Source organism: Pseudomonas asiatica, assembly GCF_009932335.1.
Taxonomy (GTDB): domain Bacteria; phylum Pseudomonadota; class Gammaproteobacteria; order Pseudomonadales; family Pseudomonadaceae; genus Aquipseudomonas; species Aquipseudomonas asiatica.
The window spans coordinates 613,986-629,704 of record NZ_BLJF01000002.1; the positions used below are offsets into that span (position 1 = coordinate 613,986).

Annotated in this window: 16 protein-coding genes; 10 read left to right on the forward strand and 6 right to left on the reverse strand. The window is 63.1% G+C overall.

Going from position 1 to position 15,719, the window contains the following annotated elements; genetic code table 11:
* The first annotated feature begins 29 nt into the window (after nt 1–29).
* From GYA95_RS22235 to GYA95_RS22255, 5 genes are all read left to right on the forward strand, one after another.
* Complete coding sequence (locus GYA95_RS22235) at nt 30–2,468, forward strand: Lon protease family protein (protein WP_013970817.1); 2,439 nt, start codon at nt 30–32, stop codon at nt 2,466–2,468.
* A 161-nt stretch (nt 2,469–2,629) separates the two neighbouring features.
* Complete coding sequence (locus tag GYA95_RS22240) at nt 2,630–2,968, forward strand: PA4575 family protein (RefSeq protein WP_003247487.1); 339 nt, start codon at nt 2,630–2,632, stop codon at nt 2,966–2,968.
* A 152-nt stretch (nt 2,969–3,120) separates the two neighbouring features.
* Nucleotides 3,121–3,609, forward strand: coding sequence for a TIGR00645 family protein (locus tag GYA95_RS22245; protein WP_003247486.1), 489 nt, complete (start codon nt 3,121–3,123; stop codon nt 3,607–3,609).
* 158 nt (nt 3,610–3,767) lie between these two features.
* Nucleotides 3,768–4,073, forward strand: a complete 306-nt coding sequence (locus GYA95_RS22250; RefSeq protein ID WP_015268897.1) for a DUF6482 family protein — start codon at nt 3,768–3,770, stop codon at nt 4,071–4,073.
* An 85-nt stretch (nt 4,074–4,158) separates the two neighbouring features.
* Nucleotides 4,159–4,776: an FKBP-type peptidyl-prolyl cis-trans isomerase gene (locus GYA95_RS22255; protein WP_003256315.1), complete on the forward strand. Its 618-nt coding sequence runs from the start codon at nt 4,159–4,161 to the stop codon at nt 4,774–4,776.
* A gap of 118 nt (nt 4,777–4,894) precedes the next feature.
* Here GYA95_RS22255 and GYA95_RS22260 read toward each other — a convergent pair whose 3' ends face one another.
* From GYA95_RS22260 to GYA95_RS22270, 3 genes are all read right to left on the reverse strand, one after another.
* Nucleotides 4,895–5,140 carry a PA4570 family protein gene (locus GYA95_RS22260; RefSeq protein WP_003256316.1) on the reverse strand — a complete coding sequence of 82 codons (246 nt, stop codon included), beginning with the start codon at nt 5,138–5,140 and terminating at the stop codon, nt 4,895–4,897.
* An 84-nt stretch (nt 5,141–5,224) separates the two neighbouring features.
* Nucleotides 5,225–5,566, reverse strand: coding sequence for a zinc ribbon domain-containing protein YjdM (locus tag GYA95_RS22265; protein ID WP_009686103.1), 342 nt, complete (start codon nt 5,564–5,566; stop codon nt 5,225–5,227).
* A 166-nt stretch (nt 5,567–5,732) separates the two neighbouring features.
* Nucleotides 5,733–6,701 (reverse strand): polyprenyl synthetase family protein, encoded by a 969-nt coding sequence (locus GYA95_RS22270; RefSeq protein WP_015268898.1) that lies wholly within the window; start codon nt 6,699–6,701, stop codon nt 5,733–5,735.
* 244 nt (nt 6,702–6,945) lie between these two features.
* Between GYA95_RS22270 and rplU the strand changes: the two genes are divergently transcribed.
* The 5 genes from rplU to GYA95_RS22295 all read left to right on the forward strand — a co-directional run bounded on the left by rplU (nt 6,946) and on the right by GYA95_RS22295 (nt 10,634).
* Nucleotides 6,946–7,260 (forward strand): 50S ribosomal protein L21, encoded by a 315-nt coding sequence (rplU, locus tag GYA95_RS22275; RefSeq protein ID WP_003247466.1) that lies wholly within the window; start codon nt 6,946–6,948, stop codon nt 7,258–7,260.
* A 38-nt stretch (nt 7,261–7,298) separates the two neighbouring features.
* Entirely contained in the window at nt 7,299–7,556 is a 258-nt protein-coding gene (rpmA, locus tag GYA95_RS22280; protein WP_003247464.1) for a 50S ribosomal protein L27, read from the forward strand.
* Between the two features lie 189 nt (nt 7,557–7,745).
* On the forward strand, nt 7,746–8,972 hold the full coding sequence (gene cgtA, locus GYA95_RS22285; protein WP_013970821.1) for an Obg family GTPase CgtA: 1,227 nt from the start codon (nt 7,746–7,748) through the stop codon (nt 8,970–8,972).
* An 85-nt stretch (nt 8,973–9,057) separates the two neighbouring features.
* Nucleotides 9,058–10,176, forward strand: a complete 1,119-nt coding sequence (gene proB, locus GYA95_RS22290; RefSeq protein WP_015268899.1) for a glutamate 5-kinase — start codon at nt 9,058–9,060, stop codon at nt 10,174–10,176.
* The gene (locus tag GYA95_RS22295; RefSeq protein ID WP_015268900.1) at nt 10,173–10,634 is read left to right on the forward strand and encodes a CreA family protein; all 462 of its coding nucleotides are present in this window, start codon (nt 10,173–10,175) and stop codon (nt 10,632–10,634) included. The genes proB and GYA95_RS22295 overlap by 4 nt, the downstream gene beginning before the upstream one ends.
* 139 nt (nt 10,635–10,773) lie before the next feature.
* On the opposite strand, the gene mksF is transcribed toward GYA95_RS22295, so the two are convergent.
* Genes mksF through mksB form a run of 3 tightly spaced genes read right to left on the reverse strand, consistent with a single transcriptional unit; the run spans nt 10,774 to nt 15,591 of the window.
* Entirely contained in the window at nt 10,774–13,608 is a 2,835-nt protein-coding gene (gene mksF, locus GYA95_RS22300) for an Mks condensin complex protein MksF (protein ID WP_015268901.1), read from the reverse strand.
* Nucleotides 13,605–14,312, reverse strand: coding sequence for an Mks condensin complex protein MksE (gene mksE, locus GYA95_RS22305; protein ID WP_013970824.1), 708 nt, complete (start codon nt 14,310–14,312; stop codon nt 13,605–13,607). Before mksE ends, mksF begins: the two co-directional genes overlap by 4 nt.
* A complete protein-coding gene (mksB, locus tag GYA95_RS22310) occupies nt 14,302–15,591 on the reverse strand; it encodes an Mks condensin complex protein MksB (RefSeq protein WP_015268902.1) in 1,290 nt (429 codons plus the stop codon). The genes mksE and mksB overlap by 11 nt, the downstream gene beginning before the upstream one ends.
* Nucleotides 15,592–15,719: the final 128 nt, after the last annotated feature.

The following is a 15,719-nucleotide window of genomic DNA, read 5'->3' on the forward strand; positions in this document are numbered from 1 at the left end:
TATCTGCCCCGCCGAAGTAAGGAAACCCAATGCCCGATCCTGTCGCTGCGCGCCTGCGTCTCGCGCCTGAAGCCCTGACCCGGCGTTTCTCCCCCGAGCAGTTTGCCTTTACCAATACCGACGATCTGGAGCCGTTTCGCGGAGTCCTGGGCCAGGAACGTGCTGTCGAGGCCCTGCAGTTTGGCGTGGCCATGCCGCGCCCTGGTTACAACGTGTACGTGATGGGCGAGCCCGGAACCGGCCGCTTCTCGTTCGTCAAGCGCTACCTCAAGGCCGAGGGCAAGCGTCAGCAGACCCCGGCCGACTGGGTTTACGTCAACCACTTCGATGACACGCGTGAACCCCGCGCACTGGAATTGCCGTCCGGCACCGCCGGGGCGTTCATCGCCGACATGAACGGGCTGATCGACAACCTGTTGTCGACCTTCCCTGCGGTATTCGAGCACCCGTCCTACCAGCAGAAGAAAGGCGCCATCGACCGCGCCTTCAACCAGCGTTACGACCGCGCCCTGGATGTGATCGAGCGCGCCTCGCTGGAAAAGGACGTGGCCCTGTACCGCGATGCCAGCAACGTCGCCTTCACCCCGATGGCCGACGGCAAGGCGCTGGATGAAGCCGAATTCGCCCAGTTGCCGGAAGAGGTGCGCGAGCAGTTCCACGAGGATATCGCCCTGCTCGAGGAACGCCTGAACGAAGAGCTGGCCAGCCTGCCGCAATGGAAGCGCGAGTCGAACAACCAGCTGCGCCAGCTCAACGAGGAAACCATCACCCTGGCCCTGCAGCCGTTGCTGGCGCCGCTGTCGGAGAAGTACGCCGAGAACGCTGCGGTCTGCGCCTACCTGCAGTCGGTGCAGCTGAACCTGCTGCGTACCGTGGTCGAGCAACTGGTCGATGACAGCAAGACCGACGCGGCTGCGCGCAAGCTGCTGGAAGAGCAGTACGCGCCAAGCCTGGTGGTCGGCCACCACGCCGACGGCGGTGCGCCGGTGGTGTTCGAGCCGCACCCGACCTACGACAACCTGTTTGGCCGTATCGAATACAGCACCGACCAGGGTGCGCTGTACACCTCGTACCGTCAGCTGCGCCCAGGCGCGCTACACCGCGCCAACGGCGGCTTCCTGATTCTGGAAGCCGAGAAGATGTTGGGCGAGCCGTTCGTCTGGGACGCACTCAAGCGTGCGCTGCAGTCGCGCAAGTTGAAGATGGAGTCGCCACTGGGCGAGCTGGGGCGGGTGGCTACCGTCAGCCTGACGCCGCAGATGATCCCGCTGAACATCAAGCTGGTCATCATCGGTTCGCGCCAGCTTTACTACGCGCTGCAGGACCACGACCCGGACTTCCAGGAAATGTTCCGGGTGCTGGTGGACTTCGACGAAGACATGCCCATGGTCGATGAGAACCTGGAGCAGTTCGCCCAGCTGTTGCGCACCCGCACCAACGAAGAGGGCATGGCGCCACTGACCAGTGACGCGGTGGCGCGTCTGGCCACCTACAGCGCCCGCCTGGCAGAAAACCAGTCGCGCCTGTCGGCACGTATCGGCGACCTGTTCCAGCTGGTCAGCGAAGCTGATTTCATCCGCCAGCTGGCCAGTGACGAAATGACCGACGCCGGGCACATCGAGCGTGCGCTCAAGGCCAAGGCCACCCGCACCGGGCGTGTTTCGCAGCGGGTGCTGGACGACATGCTCGCCGGCATCATCCTGATCGACACCGAAGGCGCGGCCATCGGCAAGTGCAACGGCCTGACCGTGCTGGAAGTGGGTGATTCGGCGTTCGGTATGCCGGCGCGTATCTCCGCCACCGTGTACCCGGGCGGCAGCGGTATCGTCGACATCGAGCGTGAGGTAAACCTCGGCCAGCCGATCCACTCCAAGGGTGTGATGATCCTCACCGGCTACCTGGGCAGCCGCTATGCCCAGGAGTTCCCGCTGGCGATCTCGGCGAGCATCGCCCTGGAACAGTCCTACGGCTATGTGGACGGTGACAGCGCCTCGCTGGGCGAAGCCTGCACGCTGATCTCGGCCTTGTCGCGTACGCCGCTCAAGCAGTGCTTCGCCATCACCGGCTCGATCAACCAGTTTGGTGAAGTGCAGGCGGTGGGTGGGGTCAACGAGAAGATCGAAGGCTTCTTCCGCTTGTGCGAGGCGCGTGGCCTGACCGGCGAGCAGGGAGTGATCATCCCGCGTGCCAACGTCGCCACGCTGATGCTCGACGAGCGTGTGCTGCAGGCAGTGGAGAACGGCATGTTCCACGTGTACGCGGTCAGCCAGGCCGACGAGGCGTTGAGCCTGCTGGTGGGCGAGGAGGCCGGTGTGCTGGATGACAAGGGCCAGTTCACCGAAGGCAGCGTCAACGCGCGGGTGGTGGAGCGCCTGCGTGAGATTGCCGAGATGATCAGCGAGGAAGAAATCGAGAAGGCGGAGAAAGAGCGCCTGGAAGAGGTGATTGCCCAGGCCAAGCCGGCCTGAGTCAAGAAACCGGCGCTGGCGGCGATGTGCTACCGTTCAGCGCCGGTTTTCCATCTTTCTGTACCGTTCTTCTATGCTGGAACTTAAGGACGGTAACAGCGTTCAGGATGGAAACAGCCTGAGGTTCAGGCTGAACAAGGCTTATTGGAGGGGGCGCGGCCATGCGCAATCTCAGCCTCACACGCCAGTGCCTGGGCCTGGTGACCCGCATCGAATGCAGCATCCGTCCGCTGGCCGGGGATAACGGCATGTGGACGCTGCTGTTCGCCGCCGGCATGGCCGGTGAACAACCGTCCGCGATCAAGGCCCAAGGGCCGTTCCATGGGCCGCTGGTGGCCGAATCGGTACTCAATGCCATTGTCGACAGCCTGACCTTGCATGGGTATCAGGTGGCCGAGGATCCGCAGATCTGGTGTTTGCATTTGCAGGCGCAGTTGCGGCGGATCAATGGTGAGCGGTGTCGGAATCTGGGGGATTACCAGTTTCATCCTGAGACCTGATTGATGCAGGGGGCCGCTTTGCGGCCCATTCGCAGCACAAGGCTGCTCCTACAAGCGAATGGGCTGCATGGCAGCCCCGGGCTTTTGCTGTAACAGGTGGCTGGCTATACTCGCCGTCGCTTTTTTAGTCACCTGATGAGTCCCGACACTCCATGGAACGTATCCTCGAAAATGCGATGTATGCCTCGCGCTGGCTGCTCGCCCCCATCTACTTCGGCCTGTCCCTCGGCCTGCTGGCCCTGGCGCTGAAATTCTTCCAGGAAGTGGTCCACGTCCTGCCCAACGTCTTCGCCCTCAGCGAAGCCGACCTAATCCTGGTGATCCTGTCGCTGATCGACATGTCGCTGGTGGGCGGCCTGCTGGTGATGGTGATGATCTCCGGCTACGAGAACTTCGTTTCGCAACTGGACATCGACGAGAGCAAGGAAAAGCTCAACTGGCTGGGCAAGATGGACTCTTCGTCGCTGAAGATGAAGGTTGCCGCGTCGATCGTGGCCATTTCGTCCATCCACCTGCTGCGGGTGTTCATGGACGCACAGAACATCTCCACCGATTACCTGATGTGGTACGTGATCATCCACATGACCTTCGTGGTCTCGGCATTCTGCATGGGTTACCTGGACAAGCTGACCAAGCACTGAACCTTTCAGGCCTCTTCGCCATCCCTGTGGGAGCGGGCAAGCCCGCGAAGAGGCCGGCGCGGTCCAACTGACGAGCGGCGTCAGTCATGCCTTGTGCATTCGCCCTTTCTGTACAAAAAATGAGCTCTCATGCGTGGTTCCCATCGCGAGGTGCTCTCATGAACCTGCATCAGCTCAACACCGAGGCCAGGGCTGGCCATGTCGACGAACTGAACCTGATCGCCATCGAAGGCGGTGACTACCTGCTCGAAGCGCGGATCAAAGGCCACCCCCACCCCCTGTCCGATGCCCGTGGTGAACGCTTGCGCGTGCATTCGGTGGAGGATGCACGCAAGTTGCTGCAAACCATCCCCATGGTCTCGATGAACCTGGTGCACTGGTCGGTGCAGGACGAAATGTGCGGCATGGGCACGCACCCGGAAGAAGACTTGAAGGTGCCGATTTCCCAGCGCTCGGCCTGGTAGCTGCTCGCAGCGCCCCAGTGTGCTAGGCTGCTCGCCCTTTTCATCAAGGGCGCGGCTTCACTGCGCCCTGCAGTGGAGCACGACAATGTCCGAACTCAACCTGTCCACCGACGAAACGCGCGTCAGCTACGGCATCGGCCGTCAGCTGGGCGGCCAGCTGCGCGACAACCCGCCACCGGGCGTCAGCCTGGAAGCCATCCTGGCTGGCCTGACCGATGCCTTCAACGGCGCCGACAGCCGCGTCAGCGAAGCCGACCTGTCGGCCAGCTTCAAGGTCATCCGCGAAGTGATGCAAGCCGAAGCAGCTGCCAAGGCTGAAGCCGCTGCTGCCGCTGGCAAGGCATTCCTGGTCGAGAACGCCAAGCGTGACGGCATCACCACCCTGGCTTCGGGCCTGCAGTTCGAAGTACTGACCGCAGGTGAAGGCGCCAAGCCGACCCGCGAAGACAACGTGCGCACCCACTACCACGGCACCCTGATCGACGGCACTGTGTTCGACAGCTCCTACGATCGTGGTCAGCCGGCTGAATTCCCGGTAGGTGGTGTGATCGCTGGCTGGACCGAAGCCCTGCAGCTGATGAACGCTGGCAGCAAATGGCGCCTGTACGTGCCGAGCGAACTGGCCTACGGCGCCCAAGGCGTTGGCAGCATCCCGCCGCACAGCGTGCTGGTGTTCGACGTCGAGCTGCTCGACGTTCTGTAATGCCGCTGGGGCCGCTTTGCGGCCCATTCGCGACACAAGGCCGCTTCTACAGGGGAACGCATACACTTGTAGGAGCGGCCTTGTGTCGCGATCGAGGGCGAAGCCCTCGCCAGGTCCGTCAGTTCCAGTCTGTCCCCCCGGGGCGCAACGCCCGCGCATAGCAGAACAGAAACAGATTCCGCACCAGCTCCTTGAGTACCCCCGGTTCACTCGAATTCAGCCCGCTCATGTCCAGGTCGCCCTGGTCACGCAGCTCGTCGAGTGCTTCTTCTTCAAGCACCGCGCACACTTCGCCGGTTTCCCGATGAAGAATGCGCAGGTAGGGGTGAGGGCGGTCCAGCCAGGCGTCGATCAGATAAGTCATGGCTATTCTCCTTGGATAGCAGTCCCAATGAGAATAATTCTTATTATCTGAATAGCAAGCGCCAATTGGCGGTTTTATGGAAAATCAGACCTTGCGTACGAACTCGGACTTCAGCTTCATGGCGCCGATGCCGTCGATCTTGCAGTCGATGTCGTGGTCGCCGTCGCACAGGCGGATGTTCTTGACCTTGGTGCCGACCTTGACCACCAGGGACGAGCCCTTGACCTTGAGGTCCTTGATCACGGTGACGGTGTCGCCATCCTGCAGGATGTTGCCGACCGAGTCCTTCTTCACCACCTCGTCGCTGGCCGCTTCGGCGTCGCCGCTGGCCGACCACTCGTGGGCGCATTCAGGGCAGATCAGCTGCGTGCCATCCTCATAGGTGTATTCGGAGTTGCATTTCGGGCAGGGTGGCAGAGTGCTCACTTCGGTTCCTCAAACAAACAGACGGGCGGTTAAAAACCCGAATTGTATAAGGTATTTTTTCAGAAGTGATTATGTCCGTACAAAAGCATCGCGGGCAAGCCAGCTCATACAGGCGACGCAATCCTGTAGGAGCGGGCTTGCCCGCGAATGAAGACGACTCGGTCTATCAGTGAGTACGCGCGACAGCAAACTCGCTCAACTCGACCAGCGCATCACGAAATTCGCTGGCCGGCAGCACTTCCAGGCACTGGATGGCACGCTTCACATAGTCACGCGCAAGCTCCGCCGTGTACTTCAGAGCACCCGACTCCTCGACTGCCACGCGAATCTGCTCCAGGTCTTCCAGGCCACCCTTTTGGATCGCCTGGCGCACCAGCGCAGCCTGTTCGGCGGTGCCTTCGCGCATGGTGTAGATCAGCGGCAGGGTAGGCTTGCCTTCGGCCAGGTCGTCACCGACGTTCTTGCCCAGGGTCTGCGAGTCACCCTTGTAGTCCAGCAGGTCGTCGACCAGCTGGAACGCCACGCCCAGGTGGTCACCGAAGGTACGCAAGGCCTCGCGCTGTTCGTCGGTTGCTTCGGCCAGCGCGGCGGCGCTGTGGGTCGAAGCCTCGAACAGCATCGCGGTCTTGCCGCGGATGACCTCCATGTAGACTTCCTCGGTGGTGCTGGCGTCGCGTACCCGCGACAGCTGCAGCACCTCACCTTCGGCAATCACGCGGGTGGCCTTGGACAGGATCTGCATGACCGGCATCGAGCCCAGTTCGACCATCATCTCGAACGAGCGCGAATAGAGGAAGTCACCCACCAGCACGCTCGGCGCGTTGCCCCACAGGGCATTGGCGGTGGAGCGGCCACGGCGCATGCCGGACATGTCGACCACGTCGTCGTGCAGCAGGGTAGCGGTGTGCAGGAATTCGATGGTGGCAGCCAGCAGGCGCAGGTCGTCGCCTTCGCGGCCCAGGGCCTTGCCACACAGCAGCACCAGCAGGGGGCGCAGGCGCTTGCCACCGGCGGACGTGATATAGTCGCCGATCTTCGATACCAGCGGCACGCGCGAGGTCAGCTGCTTCTTGATGATCTCGTCGACGGCGCTGAAATCATCAGCCACCGCGCGGTAGAAGGATTGGGGTTGCATCGGCTGCTCCAGTGAGGTTGCGCGGCATGCTAGGTCGCGGGTCCCGGTGTGTCAAGGCGCGGTGCCAGCGCCCCGGGGGCGGCACTTGCAAGCAAAACCGCGGTTGCGTACAATCGCGCACCCTAACTTCCTGGGCAGCACCTGCCTTACGCAATTGCGCCGGGCCGTTCCAGCCCTGTGCAGCCATGCCAGCCAATACTCATCATATAAAGCGCTGGGTGAGCAGGATTATCGGAGAAATACCATGTCTTACGCAGTAATCGTTACCGGCGGCAAGCAGTACAAAGTCGCTGAAGGTGAATTCCTCAAGATCGAAAAACTGGAAGTCGCCACTGGCGAATCCGTGACCTTCGATCGCGTCCTGCTGGTCGCCAACGGTGAAGAAGTCACCATCGGTGCTCCAGTTGTTGCTGGCGCTAAAGTAGTGGCCGAAGTCGTTTCGCAAGGCCGCCACGACAAGGTTCGCATCATCAAGTTCCGTCGTCGTAAGCACCACATGAAGCGTATGGGCCACCGCCAGTGGTTCACCGAGATCAAAATCACCGGTATCCAGGCTTAATCCCCTAGATCCCCTGAATTTATTTGGAGAATTGAACCATGGCTCACAAGAAGGCTGGTGGTAGTACTCGTAACGGTCGCGACTCAGAATCGAAACGCCTTGGCGTGAAGATGTATGGCGGCCAGGTTATCAAGCCAGGCAACATCATCGTCCGCCAGCGCGGCACCGAATTCCACGCTGGCTACGGTGTTGGCATGGGCAAGGATCACACCTTGTTCGCCAAGATCGAAGGCGTGATCAAGTTCGAGAAAAAAGGCGAGTTCATGCGCCGTTACGTGAGCATCGTCGCCGCTTAATCGCGACGTCGCTCCAGAAGCCCCGTCATGCGACGGGGCTTTTTCGTTTGTGGTGAGCCTCTTGCAAAGCTGTTTGTATGGGCTGCCGGCGTGGGTTTCTACGGTCGTACGGGGCCGCCGCGCTCATTTTTGCAAGAGCCTCAGGTTTTTCAGGTATTCAACTCGCCAGCAGGCGAGAGGCGGTTTTGAATGAAGTTTGTTGACGAAGTATCCATTCGGGTCAAGGCCGGTGACGGTGGCAACGGTTGCATGAGCTTCCGTCGCGAGAAATTCATCGAGAACGGTGGCCCCAACGGTGGTGACGGTGGCGACGGTGGTTCGGTGTACATGATCGCCGACGAAAACCTCAACACCCTGGTCGACTATCGCTACACCCGTCACCACGAGGCCCAGCGTGGCGCCAACGGCGGCAGCACCGACTGCACCGGCAAGAAAGGCGACGACCTGTACCTGCGCGTGCCGGTCGGCACTACCGTGATCGACGCCTCCACCCAGGAAGTGATCGGTGACCTGGTCACCCCGGGCCAGAAACTGATGGTCGCCCAGGGCGGCTGGCACGGTTTGGGCAACACCCGCTTCAAGTCCAGCACCAACCGTGCACCGCGCCAGACCACCCCGGGCAAGCCAGGTGACCAGCGTGACCTGAAGATGGAAATGAAAGTGCTGGCTGACGTCGGCCTGCTGGGCCTGCCGAATGCCGGCAAGAGCACCTTCATTCGCTCGGTTTCGGCCGCCAAGCCGAAAGTGGCCGACTACCCGTTCACCACCCTGGTGCCGAACCTGGGTGTGGTCAGCGTCGACCGCTGGAAGAGCTTCGTCATCGCCGACATTCCCGGCCTGATCGAAGGTGCTTCCGAGGGCGCCGGCCTGGGTATCCGCTTCCTCAAGCACCTGGCGCGTACCCGCGTACTGCTGCACCTGGTGGACATGGCGCCGCTGGACGGAAGCAGCCCGGCCGATGCCGCCGAAGTCATCGTCAACGAGCTGACCCGCTTCAGCCCGTCGCTGGCCGAGCGTGAGCGCTGGCTGGTGCTGAACAAGGCCGACATGGTCATGGATGACGAGCGCGACGAGCGGGTCAAGGAAGTGGTCGAGCGCCTGCAGTGGGAGGGCCCGGTCTACGTGATTTCGGCCATCTCCAAGCAGGGCACCGAAAAGCTCAGCCACGACCTGATGCGCTACCTCGAAGACCGCGCCGACCGCCTGGCCAACGACCCGGCCTACGCCGAAGAGCTGGCCGACCTCGACCAGCGCATCGAAGACGAAGCCCGTGCCCAGCTGCAGGCCCTGGACGACGCCCGTACCCTGCGTCGTACTGGTGTCAAGAGCGTGCACGACATCGGCGACGATGACGGTTGGGACGATGATTTCGAGGACGACGAAGACGGCCCGGAAATCATTTACGTGCGCGACTGACCGGTTGCAGTACACTAAACGCCGCTCTTTGGAGCGGCGTTTTTGTATCCACGGTATCTACAGATTCGACATAGGTTGGAAGAAGATGCGAAGCAAGGTGACGGGCGCCAAGCGCTGGGTCGTGAAGATTGGCAGTGCTCTGCTGACCGCCGATGGCAAAGGCCTCGATCGCGGTGCCATGGCCGTTTGGGTCGAGCAGATGGTCGCGCTGCGTGAGGCAGGCGTGGAGTTGGTACTGGTCTCCTCCGGGGCCGTGGCTGCCGGCATGAGCCAGCTGGGCTGGACGTCGCGACCGAGTGCGATGAACGAGTTGCAGGCGGCAGCCTCGATCGGCCAGATGCGCCTGGTGCAGGCCTGGGAGTCGAGCTTCGGCGAGCACGGCAAGCACACCGCGCAAATCCTGCTGACCCATGACGACCTGTCCGACCGCAAGCGCTACCTGAACGCCCGCAGCACCCTGCGCACGCTGGTCGACCTGGGCGTGGTGCCGGTGATCAACGAAAACGATACCGTGGTCACCGACGAGATCCGCTTCGGCGACAACGACACCCTGGCGGCGCTGGTGGCCAACCTGGTCGAGGCTGACCTGCTGGTGATCCTCACCGACCGCGATGGCATGTTCGACGCCGACCCGCGCAACAACCCCGAAGCCCAGCTGATCTACGAGGCTCGCGCCGACGACCCGGCACTGGATGCCGTGGCCGGCGGTACCGGTGGCGCGCTGGGTCGTGGCGGCATGCAGACCAAGCTGCGCGCCGCGCGCCTGGCTGCCCGTTCCGGTGCCCACACCATCATCATCGGTGGTCGCATCGAGCGCGTGCTGGATCGCCTCAAGGCTGGCGAACGCCTGGGTACCTTGCTGTCGCCCGAGCGCGGCATGCTTGCCGCGCGCAAGCAGTGGCTGGCCGGCCATCTGCAGACCCGTGGCACCCTGGTGCTGGATGCCGGTGCCGTGCAGGCGCTGCGCCAGGCCAACAAGAGCCTGCTGCCGGTTGGCGTGAAGACCGTGCAGGGCAGCTTCCGTCGTGGCGAGATGGTGGTGTGCGTCGGCCCGGACGGCCTGGAAGTAGCCCGTGGGCTGGCCAACTACAGCGCCCTTGAGGCGCAGAAGATCATCGGCCAGCCATCCGATGCCATCGAAAGCCTGCTGGGCTACAGCGCAGAACCGGAGTTGGTGCACCGCGACAACCTGGTGCTGGTATGAGCGTGCTGAAGCGGGTAATCGGCGTGGCGGCATTGGTGCTGCCAATGCTGGCCGGGGCCGAGGAAATCGGCCAGGTGTCCACCGTGTTCAAGTTCCTCGGGCCGAATGATCGTATTGTGGTCGAGGCGTTCGACGACCCCAAGGTCGAGGGTGTGACCTGCTACCTGTCGCGGGCCAAGACTGGCGGCGTGAAGGGTGGGTTGGGGTTGGCGGAGGACCGGGCGGAGGCATCGATTGCCTGTCGTCAGGTCGGGCCGATCAGCTTCAAGGGTGAGCTGAAGGATGGCGAGGAAGTGTTCAAGGAGCGCACCTCGCTGGTGTTCAAGACCATGCAGGTGGTGCGCTTCCTCGACAAGAAGCGCAATACGCTGGTGTACCTGGTGTACAGCGACCGCATGATCGAAGGCAGCCCGCAGAATGCGGTGACCGCGATTCCGATTCTGCCTTGGGCTCATTGATAGCTTGGTAGATTTTTGGGAGGCCTTCGGCCTCCATTCGCAGCACAAGGCTGTTCCTACATTGATCGGCGTATGCATACCTTTGTAGGAGCAGCCTTGTGCTGCGAAAGGGCCGCAAAGCGGCCCCACTACTCCGATATCAGGCCAATTCCTCGGCCTGATGATCCTCACGCACAACCGCCTTCACCTCATCGCGACGGCTGATGAACTTCCAGTCCGCCTCGTCGATGTAGATGCCATTCGGCCCACTGCCACCTTCCAGGTCGATCGCCACGCGCGCCGACACCTGCGGCTTCACGCTCGCCAGGATCGGCACGAAGCCGAGCTGCAGGCTGGTCTCCAGCAGTGCAGCCTGGTTGCGTTCGTCGATGTCCGCCGCTTCGTCCAGGTAGTACGGCAGGCGGATACGCCCGGCCAGGTCGCGGTCCATCAGGTGCAGCAACAGGTACATGTTGGTCAGCGCCTTGATGGTCATGGTGGTGCCGTTGGATGCCGCGCCGTCGATGTCGGCATGGATCACCGGCTGGCCGTTGACCTTGGTGATCTCGAACGCCAGCTCGAACAGGTCCTTCAGGCCCAGCTGGTTGTGGTTGGCTGCCACCAACCGTGCCAGGTATTCCTTGGCCTCTTCGTTCTTGTTGTCCTGCTCGGCGCTCTGGGTCAGGTCGAACACCGACAGGGTTTCGCCTTCTTCGTACTGACCGGCGCTGTGGATGATCTGGTCGATGTGCTTGAGCGCTTCCTTGTTCGGCGCCAGCACCACGCGGAAGCTCTCCAGGTTGGATACCTGGCGCTTGTTGATCTCGCGGTTGAACAGGGCCAGCTGGTGCTCGAGGCTGTCGTAGTCGCTGCGAATGTTGCGCAGGGTCCGGGCGATGTCGGTGACCGCGGCGCGGCGGGCCTTGGCCAAGGTCAGGGCTTCGTCGGTGCGGTGCGCGTAGGCATTCACCAGCAACTGCAGGCGGCGTTCCATGTCGTCTTCGCTGTCGAACTTGGCCACGCCTTTCAGGCGCACCTGGGCGTACAGCGCCTCGATCTGGTTGTCCACCCGCTGCAGGCTCTGCCAGCTGTCCTGGTAGTCGTTGAGCAGTGGCAGCAGGTTGTCCATCGAGTCGTCGATGGCTTCCATGTACGGCGTGCCGTAGGGCAGGTCGGCCGGCAGCAGCTGGCGACGGCGCAGGGCGTCTTCCAGGGTGCGCTGCTTGGCCTCGAGGTCGCCGATCTGCCGGCCGACCAGTTGCAGCTTGGCCGACAGCTGCTGGACGCGTTCGGTGAAGGCGTCGCTGGAGCGCTTGAGTTCGTCCTGGGCGGCTTCGAGCTGCGACAGCTGCTCCAGCTTCTCGGGCTCTTCGGCGGCCAGGGTTTCGCTGCGGCGGAAGTCTTCCAGCGCTTTCTGCGCGTCCAGTACCTCCTGGTACAGGGCTTCGGTCTGCGCCTTGGAGGCGGAGCGGTCGGCGGCCACGGCCTGCTGGGTCTTGAGCTGCTTCAGCTCTTTTTCCAGGCGCTCTTTCTGGTCACGCAGGGCGGCACGGTCGGCCAGGGCCTGCAGTGCCGGTGGGTCGATGTGCGACAGGTCGATGGACAGGCCCGGGGCTTCGAAGCGTTCGCCCTTGAAGCCGTCGAGCACCGCTTCCAGCGATTTTACCCACAGGTCGCTGTCGTCCAGTTCGATACCGCGGTCACCCAGCGGCAGGCTGAACAGCGCGCCATTGAACAGGCGCATCAGGCGGTCGACGTCCTGCTGCGAGAACTCTTCGCGCAGGCGGGCGTAGCTGTTGTTGTCGGCGTGGTCGAGCTGTTGCTTGACCTGCTTCAGGCGCTTTTCCAGGTCTCGGACGCGTTCGTCCAGGTCTTCGGCGCTGAACTGCCGCGACTGGGCCAGGGCGCCGGCCAGTTCGTCGTGGGCGTCCTTGGCCGCCAGCAGTTGCTGCTCCAGCACCTTGACGTCATCGACCAGGGCGAAGCGATGCTTGAGCACCGACAGCTCGCCCAGCCAGCGCTGGATACCGGTAATTTCACGCTCCAGGCGCATCAGTTCCTGAGTACCGCCGCGCTGGTCGTTCTGCAGGCGGTCCTGCTCGCCACGGTAGTGCTCGGCCTGGATCACCAGCTCTTCCTTGCGCGCCATCGCGTATTCCTGCCAGGTGCCCAGCAGGGTGTCGAGCACTGGTGAAATGCGGTGCAGCTTGCCGCGCAGGATGTCGCGCTGGGCCACGCCACCGGCCAGGGCCTCCACCAGCGGGCCGGCGGCGACCAGGGCGTTGTAGTCCTGTTCCATGCGGCGCACGTCGCGGAAGGCTTCCTCGCACGCGGCGATATAGTCGACGCTACCAGAGCGCAGGCTGTGCTCGAAGGCGTCGAGGAACAGTTGCTTGAGCTTGGCGGCGGTGATTTCGCGCATGTGCAGCAGGTTGATGAACAGCGCGCGGAAGGTTTTCAGGCTTTGCTCGCTGGTCGAGCGCAGCGGGATCATGGTCAGGTCCAGCGGCACCGAGGTGTGGCCACCGACCAGCAGACGACGCAGTTCGTCCGGCTTCAGCTCGTAGGCCTTGATCCCCAGGCGCTCGAGGTTGGTGAACAGCTCTTTCTGGCGCAGGCAGGTGTCGTTCTTCTGGTAGTGGGCCAGGTCCAGTTCGCCCTTGTAGGCAAAGAACTGGTGGCCGAAACCGCCGCCCGGGCCGCGGCCGACAACGCCGATGACGTGCGGGCCGTGGGGCAGGCTCAGTTCGCAGAGAATGTACGAGGTATCGCTGGCGAAGTAGAAGCGGCGCGACTGCTCGAGGCTGTACTTGCCGAAGCTCATGTCCGACATGCGCGCCAGGATCGGGAACTGCAGGGCGTTGATCGACGCCGATTTACCCAGGTTGTTGGCACCGTATACCGACAGTGGGTGCTCCAGCGGGAACAGGCCAAGGCTGTAGCCGGCGGTGTTGAGCAGTGCGAAGCGGCGGATGCCGTAGCGTTCCTGGCTCATGCGTCAATCTCCTGTTGCTCTTCGCGGATGGCCCGGGCCAGGGCTTCCTCTTCGCTTTCCTCGCCCTCGAAGGGGCTGAGGTCGAGCGGGTCGTCGGTGCGGTTGAGTTCTTCGGGGCTTTCTTCCTCGACCAGTACCGGGGTCGGCAGCGGCAGGTCGCTGTGCAGGGTGGCTGCCAGGTCGCGGTCCTGCTGCACGGCCAGGCACACGTCGAGGAAGCGATGCATCGGCGGCAGGAAGCGGTAGATGCCGCCTTCCTCGAAGGCGAAGCCGAGCTGGGTCATGCGGCGCAGGATTTTTTCTTCCAGCTCGTCCACGGTCTGCACTTCGGCCTGCAGGAACAGGTCGCGGTACTTGTCCAGCAGCGAGGGCAGTTCGTCACGGCCGATGCTGCCGCCATCGAGCACGGCCATCGGGTCGCGGCCCTGGTCGGCCAGGTGTTCGACCAGGATGAAGGTGAACAGCGACAGGCGCTGCGCGGTCTTGTTGACCTGCGCGGCGGTCATGTCCGGCACGAAGTAGTAGAACCCACGGGTGTCGCACACCAGTTCGAAGCCCAGGGCCTTGAACAGGGTGCGGTACTGGTCCTGGAAGTTCGACAGCTGGGCATACAGCTCAGGGTCGCGGCGGCTGACGTGGAAGCCTTTGAACAGCTCGCGGAAGATCGGCGCGAGCTGGGACAGTTCGGAAAGATCAAGATGCATGGGCTGGGCTCGCGTTGGATTCGGTAGGCGCGCTGGCGGCGTCTTCGCGGCTGGAGGTCAGGGCGAACGAGCGCAGGCTGACCAGGTGTTCCTGGGTGATGTACTCGCGGCGGTCGAGGCGTTCGCGCTTGAAGCGCTTTTCCCGCGACAGGCGCGAGAACCAGTACAGCAGCTCGTCGGTGGCGCCTTCGGGTTCCTGCTCCAGCAGCCAGACCATCAGGTCGGGCAGCGGCAGGGCCTGTTCGCAGCGTTCGGCCATTTCCTTGACCGTGCGCGGTGCGCGGGGCAGGGCGCCGGACTGGGTCTTGTGGGCCTTGGGGAAGCGCGCCGGCTTGGGCTCGAAGCGGGCCAGTGCGTAGACATAGGCCTCGACCTGGCTGGCGCTGCCGAGGAAGGTGCTTTGCGGGCGGGTGAACATCGGCATGGCCGCTTGCGGTACGGCGTCGATGCCCTTGCGCCGGATCACCGACAGGGCCAGTGCGGCGCCACGGGTCACGGCGTTGTGCCGGCGGGCTTCTTCACGCAGCGGCAGCAGCAATTCGCGGGCGTGGCGCAGGGTCAGCTGGGCGCTGGTCTGCATTTCCAGGATGCGCGCATGGGTGCGCAGCAGCATGTCGTCGTCGACCAGGTGGCCCAGGCGCGCCTGTTCGCCCAGCAGCTTCAGCAGCACGGTCTCGACCTTGCGCACGCCCTGTTCGAAGGCGCCGTCGGCGTTGACCAGCTGGATCATCGGCTCGACATACTCGTCCCAGGTCGCCAGTACTTCGGCATAGCGCTGGCGCAGCGGGATCTGGCGGTTGCTGGTCTTGGCCCGTTCGGCCACGGCCACCAGTGCCTGTTCGTCGTTGTCGAGCTTCTTCAGTACATCGCGCACGCGCATGTCGAGCAGGCGCAGCTGGCGCGCCAGGTCGTCGCTGTCGCGGTTGTTGAAGGCGTCCTGGATATGCCCGGCCAGGCGCTCCAGGTGGCGCAGGTAGGCTTCGATCTCCAGGCACAGGCCCAGCCGGTGTTCGCGGCGCAGGTAGGCGAGGAAGTCGTGGATCTGCGCGTTGAGCTCGAAACGGTTCGGGCTCTTGGCCACCGGGACCAGGATATCCAGGCGGATCCACACGTCGAGCAGCTGGGTGATGTCCTGCGGGGTGCTCTCGACCTGCTGGCGGGCCACATGCTGACGCAATTCGACCAGGCTCAGGGTGCCCTGGTCGAAACGCTCGCACAGCGGCTCGATCAGGGCCCAGTGTTCGGCTAGGGCGCGCAGGACGCGCTTGGGTTCGATCATTGGCTTCGACTCGTTGCCAAGAAAAAGGGGGCGATTGTACTGCATCCGGGGGGGAGGTTTTCACCCCTTGGTCTGTAATGAGAGATAACCTTTGTCGTTGTACGGGATTCACTGGCCCTTTCGCGGGT

Coding starts and splice junctions, on each gene's coding strand:
- GYA95_RS22235 (WP_013970817.1), top strand. CDS start 30: ATGCCCGATCCTGTCGCTGCGCGCCTGCGTCTCGCGCCTGAAGCCCTG.
- mksB (WP_015268902.1), bottom strand. CDS start 15,591: ATGATCGAACCCAAGCGCGTCCTGCGCGCCCTAGCCGAACACTGGGCC.
- rpmA (WP_003247464.1), top strand. CDS start 7,299: ATGGCTCACAAGAAGGCTGGTGGTAGTACTCGTAACGGTCGCGACTCA.
- GYA95_RS22270 (WP_015268898.1), bottom strand. CDS start 6,701: ATGCAACCCCAATCCTTCTACCGCGCGGTGGCTGATGATTTCAGCGCC.
- mksE (WP_013970824.1), bottom strand. CDS start 14,312: ATGCATCTTGATCTTTCCGAACTGTCCCAGCTCGCGCCGATCTTCCGC.
- GYA95_RS22260 (WP_003256316.1), bottom strand. CDS start 5,140: ATGACTTATCTGATCGACGCCTGGCTGGACCGCCCTCACCCCTACCTG.
- GYA95_RS22245 (WP_003247486.1), top strand. CDS start 3,121: ATGGAACGTATCCTCGAAAATGCGATGTATGCCTCGCGCTGGCTGCTC.
- GYA95_RS22250 (WP_015268897.1), top strand. CDS start 3,768: ATGAACCTGCATCAGCTCAACACCGAGGCCAGGGCTGGCCATGTCGAC.
- proB (WP_015268899.1), top strand. CDS start 9,058: ATGCGAAGCAAGGTGACGGGCGCCAAGCGCTGGGTCGTGAAGATTGGC.
- GYA95_RS22240 (WP_003247487.1), top strand. CDS start 2,630: ATGCGCAATCTCAGCCTCACACGCCAGTGCCTGGGCCTGGTGACCCGC.
- GYA95_RS22255 (WP_003256315.1), top strand. CDS start 4,159: ATGTCCGAACTCAACCTGTCCACCGACGAAACGCGCGTCAGCTACGGC.
- rplU (WP_003247466.1), top strand. CDS start 6,946: ATGTCTTACGCAGTAATCGTTACCGGCGGCAAGCAGTACAAAGTCGCT.
- GYA95_RS22295 (WP_015268900.1), top strand. CDS start 10,173: ATGAGCGTGCTGAAGCGGGTAATCGGCGTGGCGGCATTGGTGCTGCCA.
- cgtA (WP_013970821.1), top strand. CDS start 7,746: ATGAAGTTTGTTGACGAAGTATCCATTCGGGTCAAGGCCGGTGACGGT.
- mksF (WP_015268901.1), bottom strand. CDS start 13,608: ATGAGCCAGGAACGCTACGGCATCCGCCGCTTCGCACTGCTCAACACC.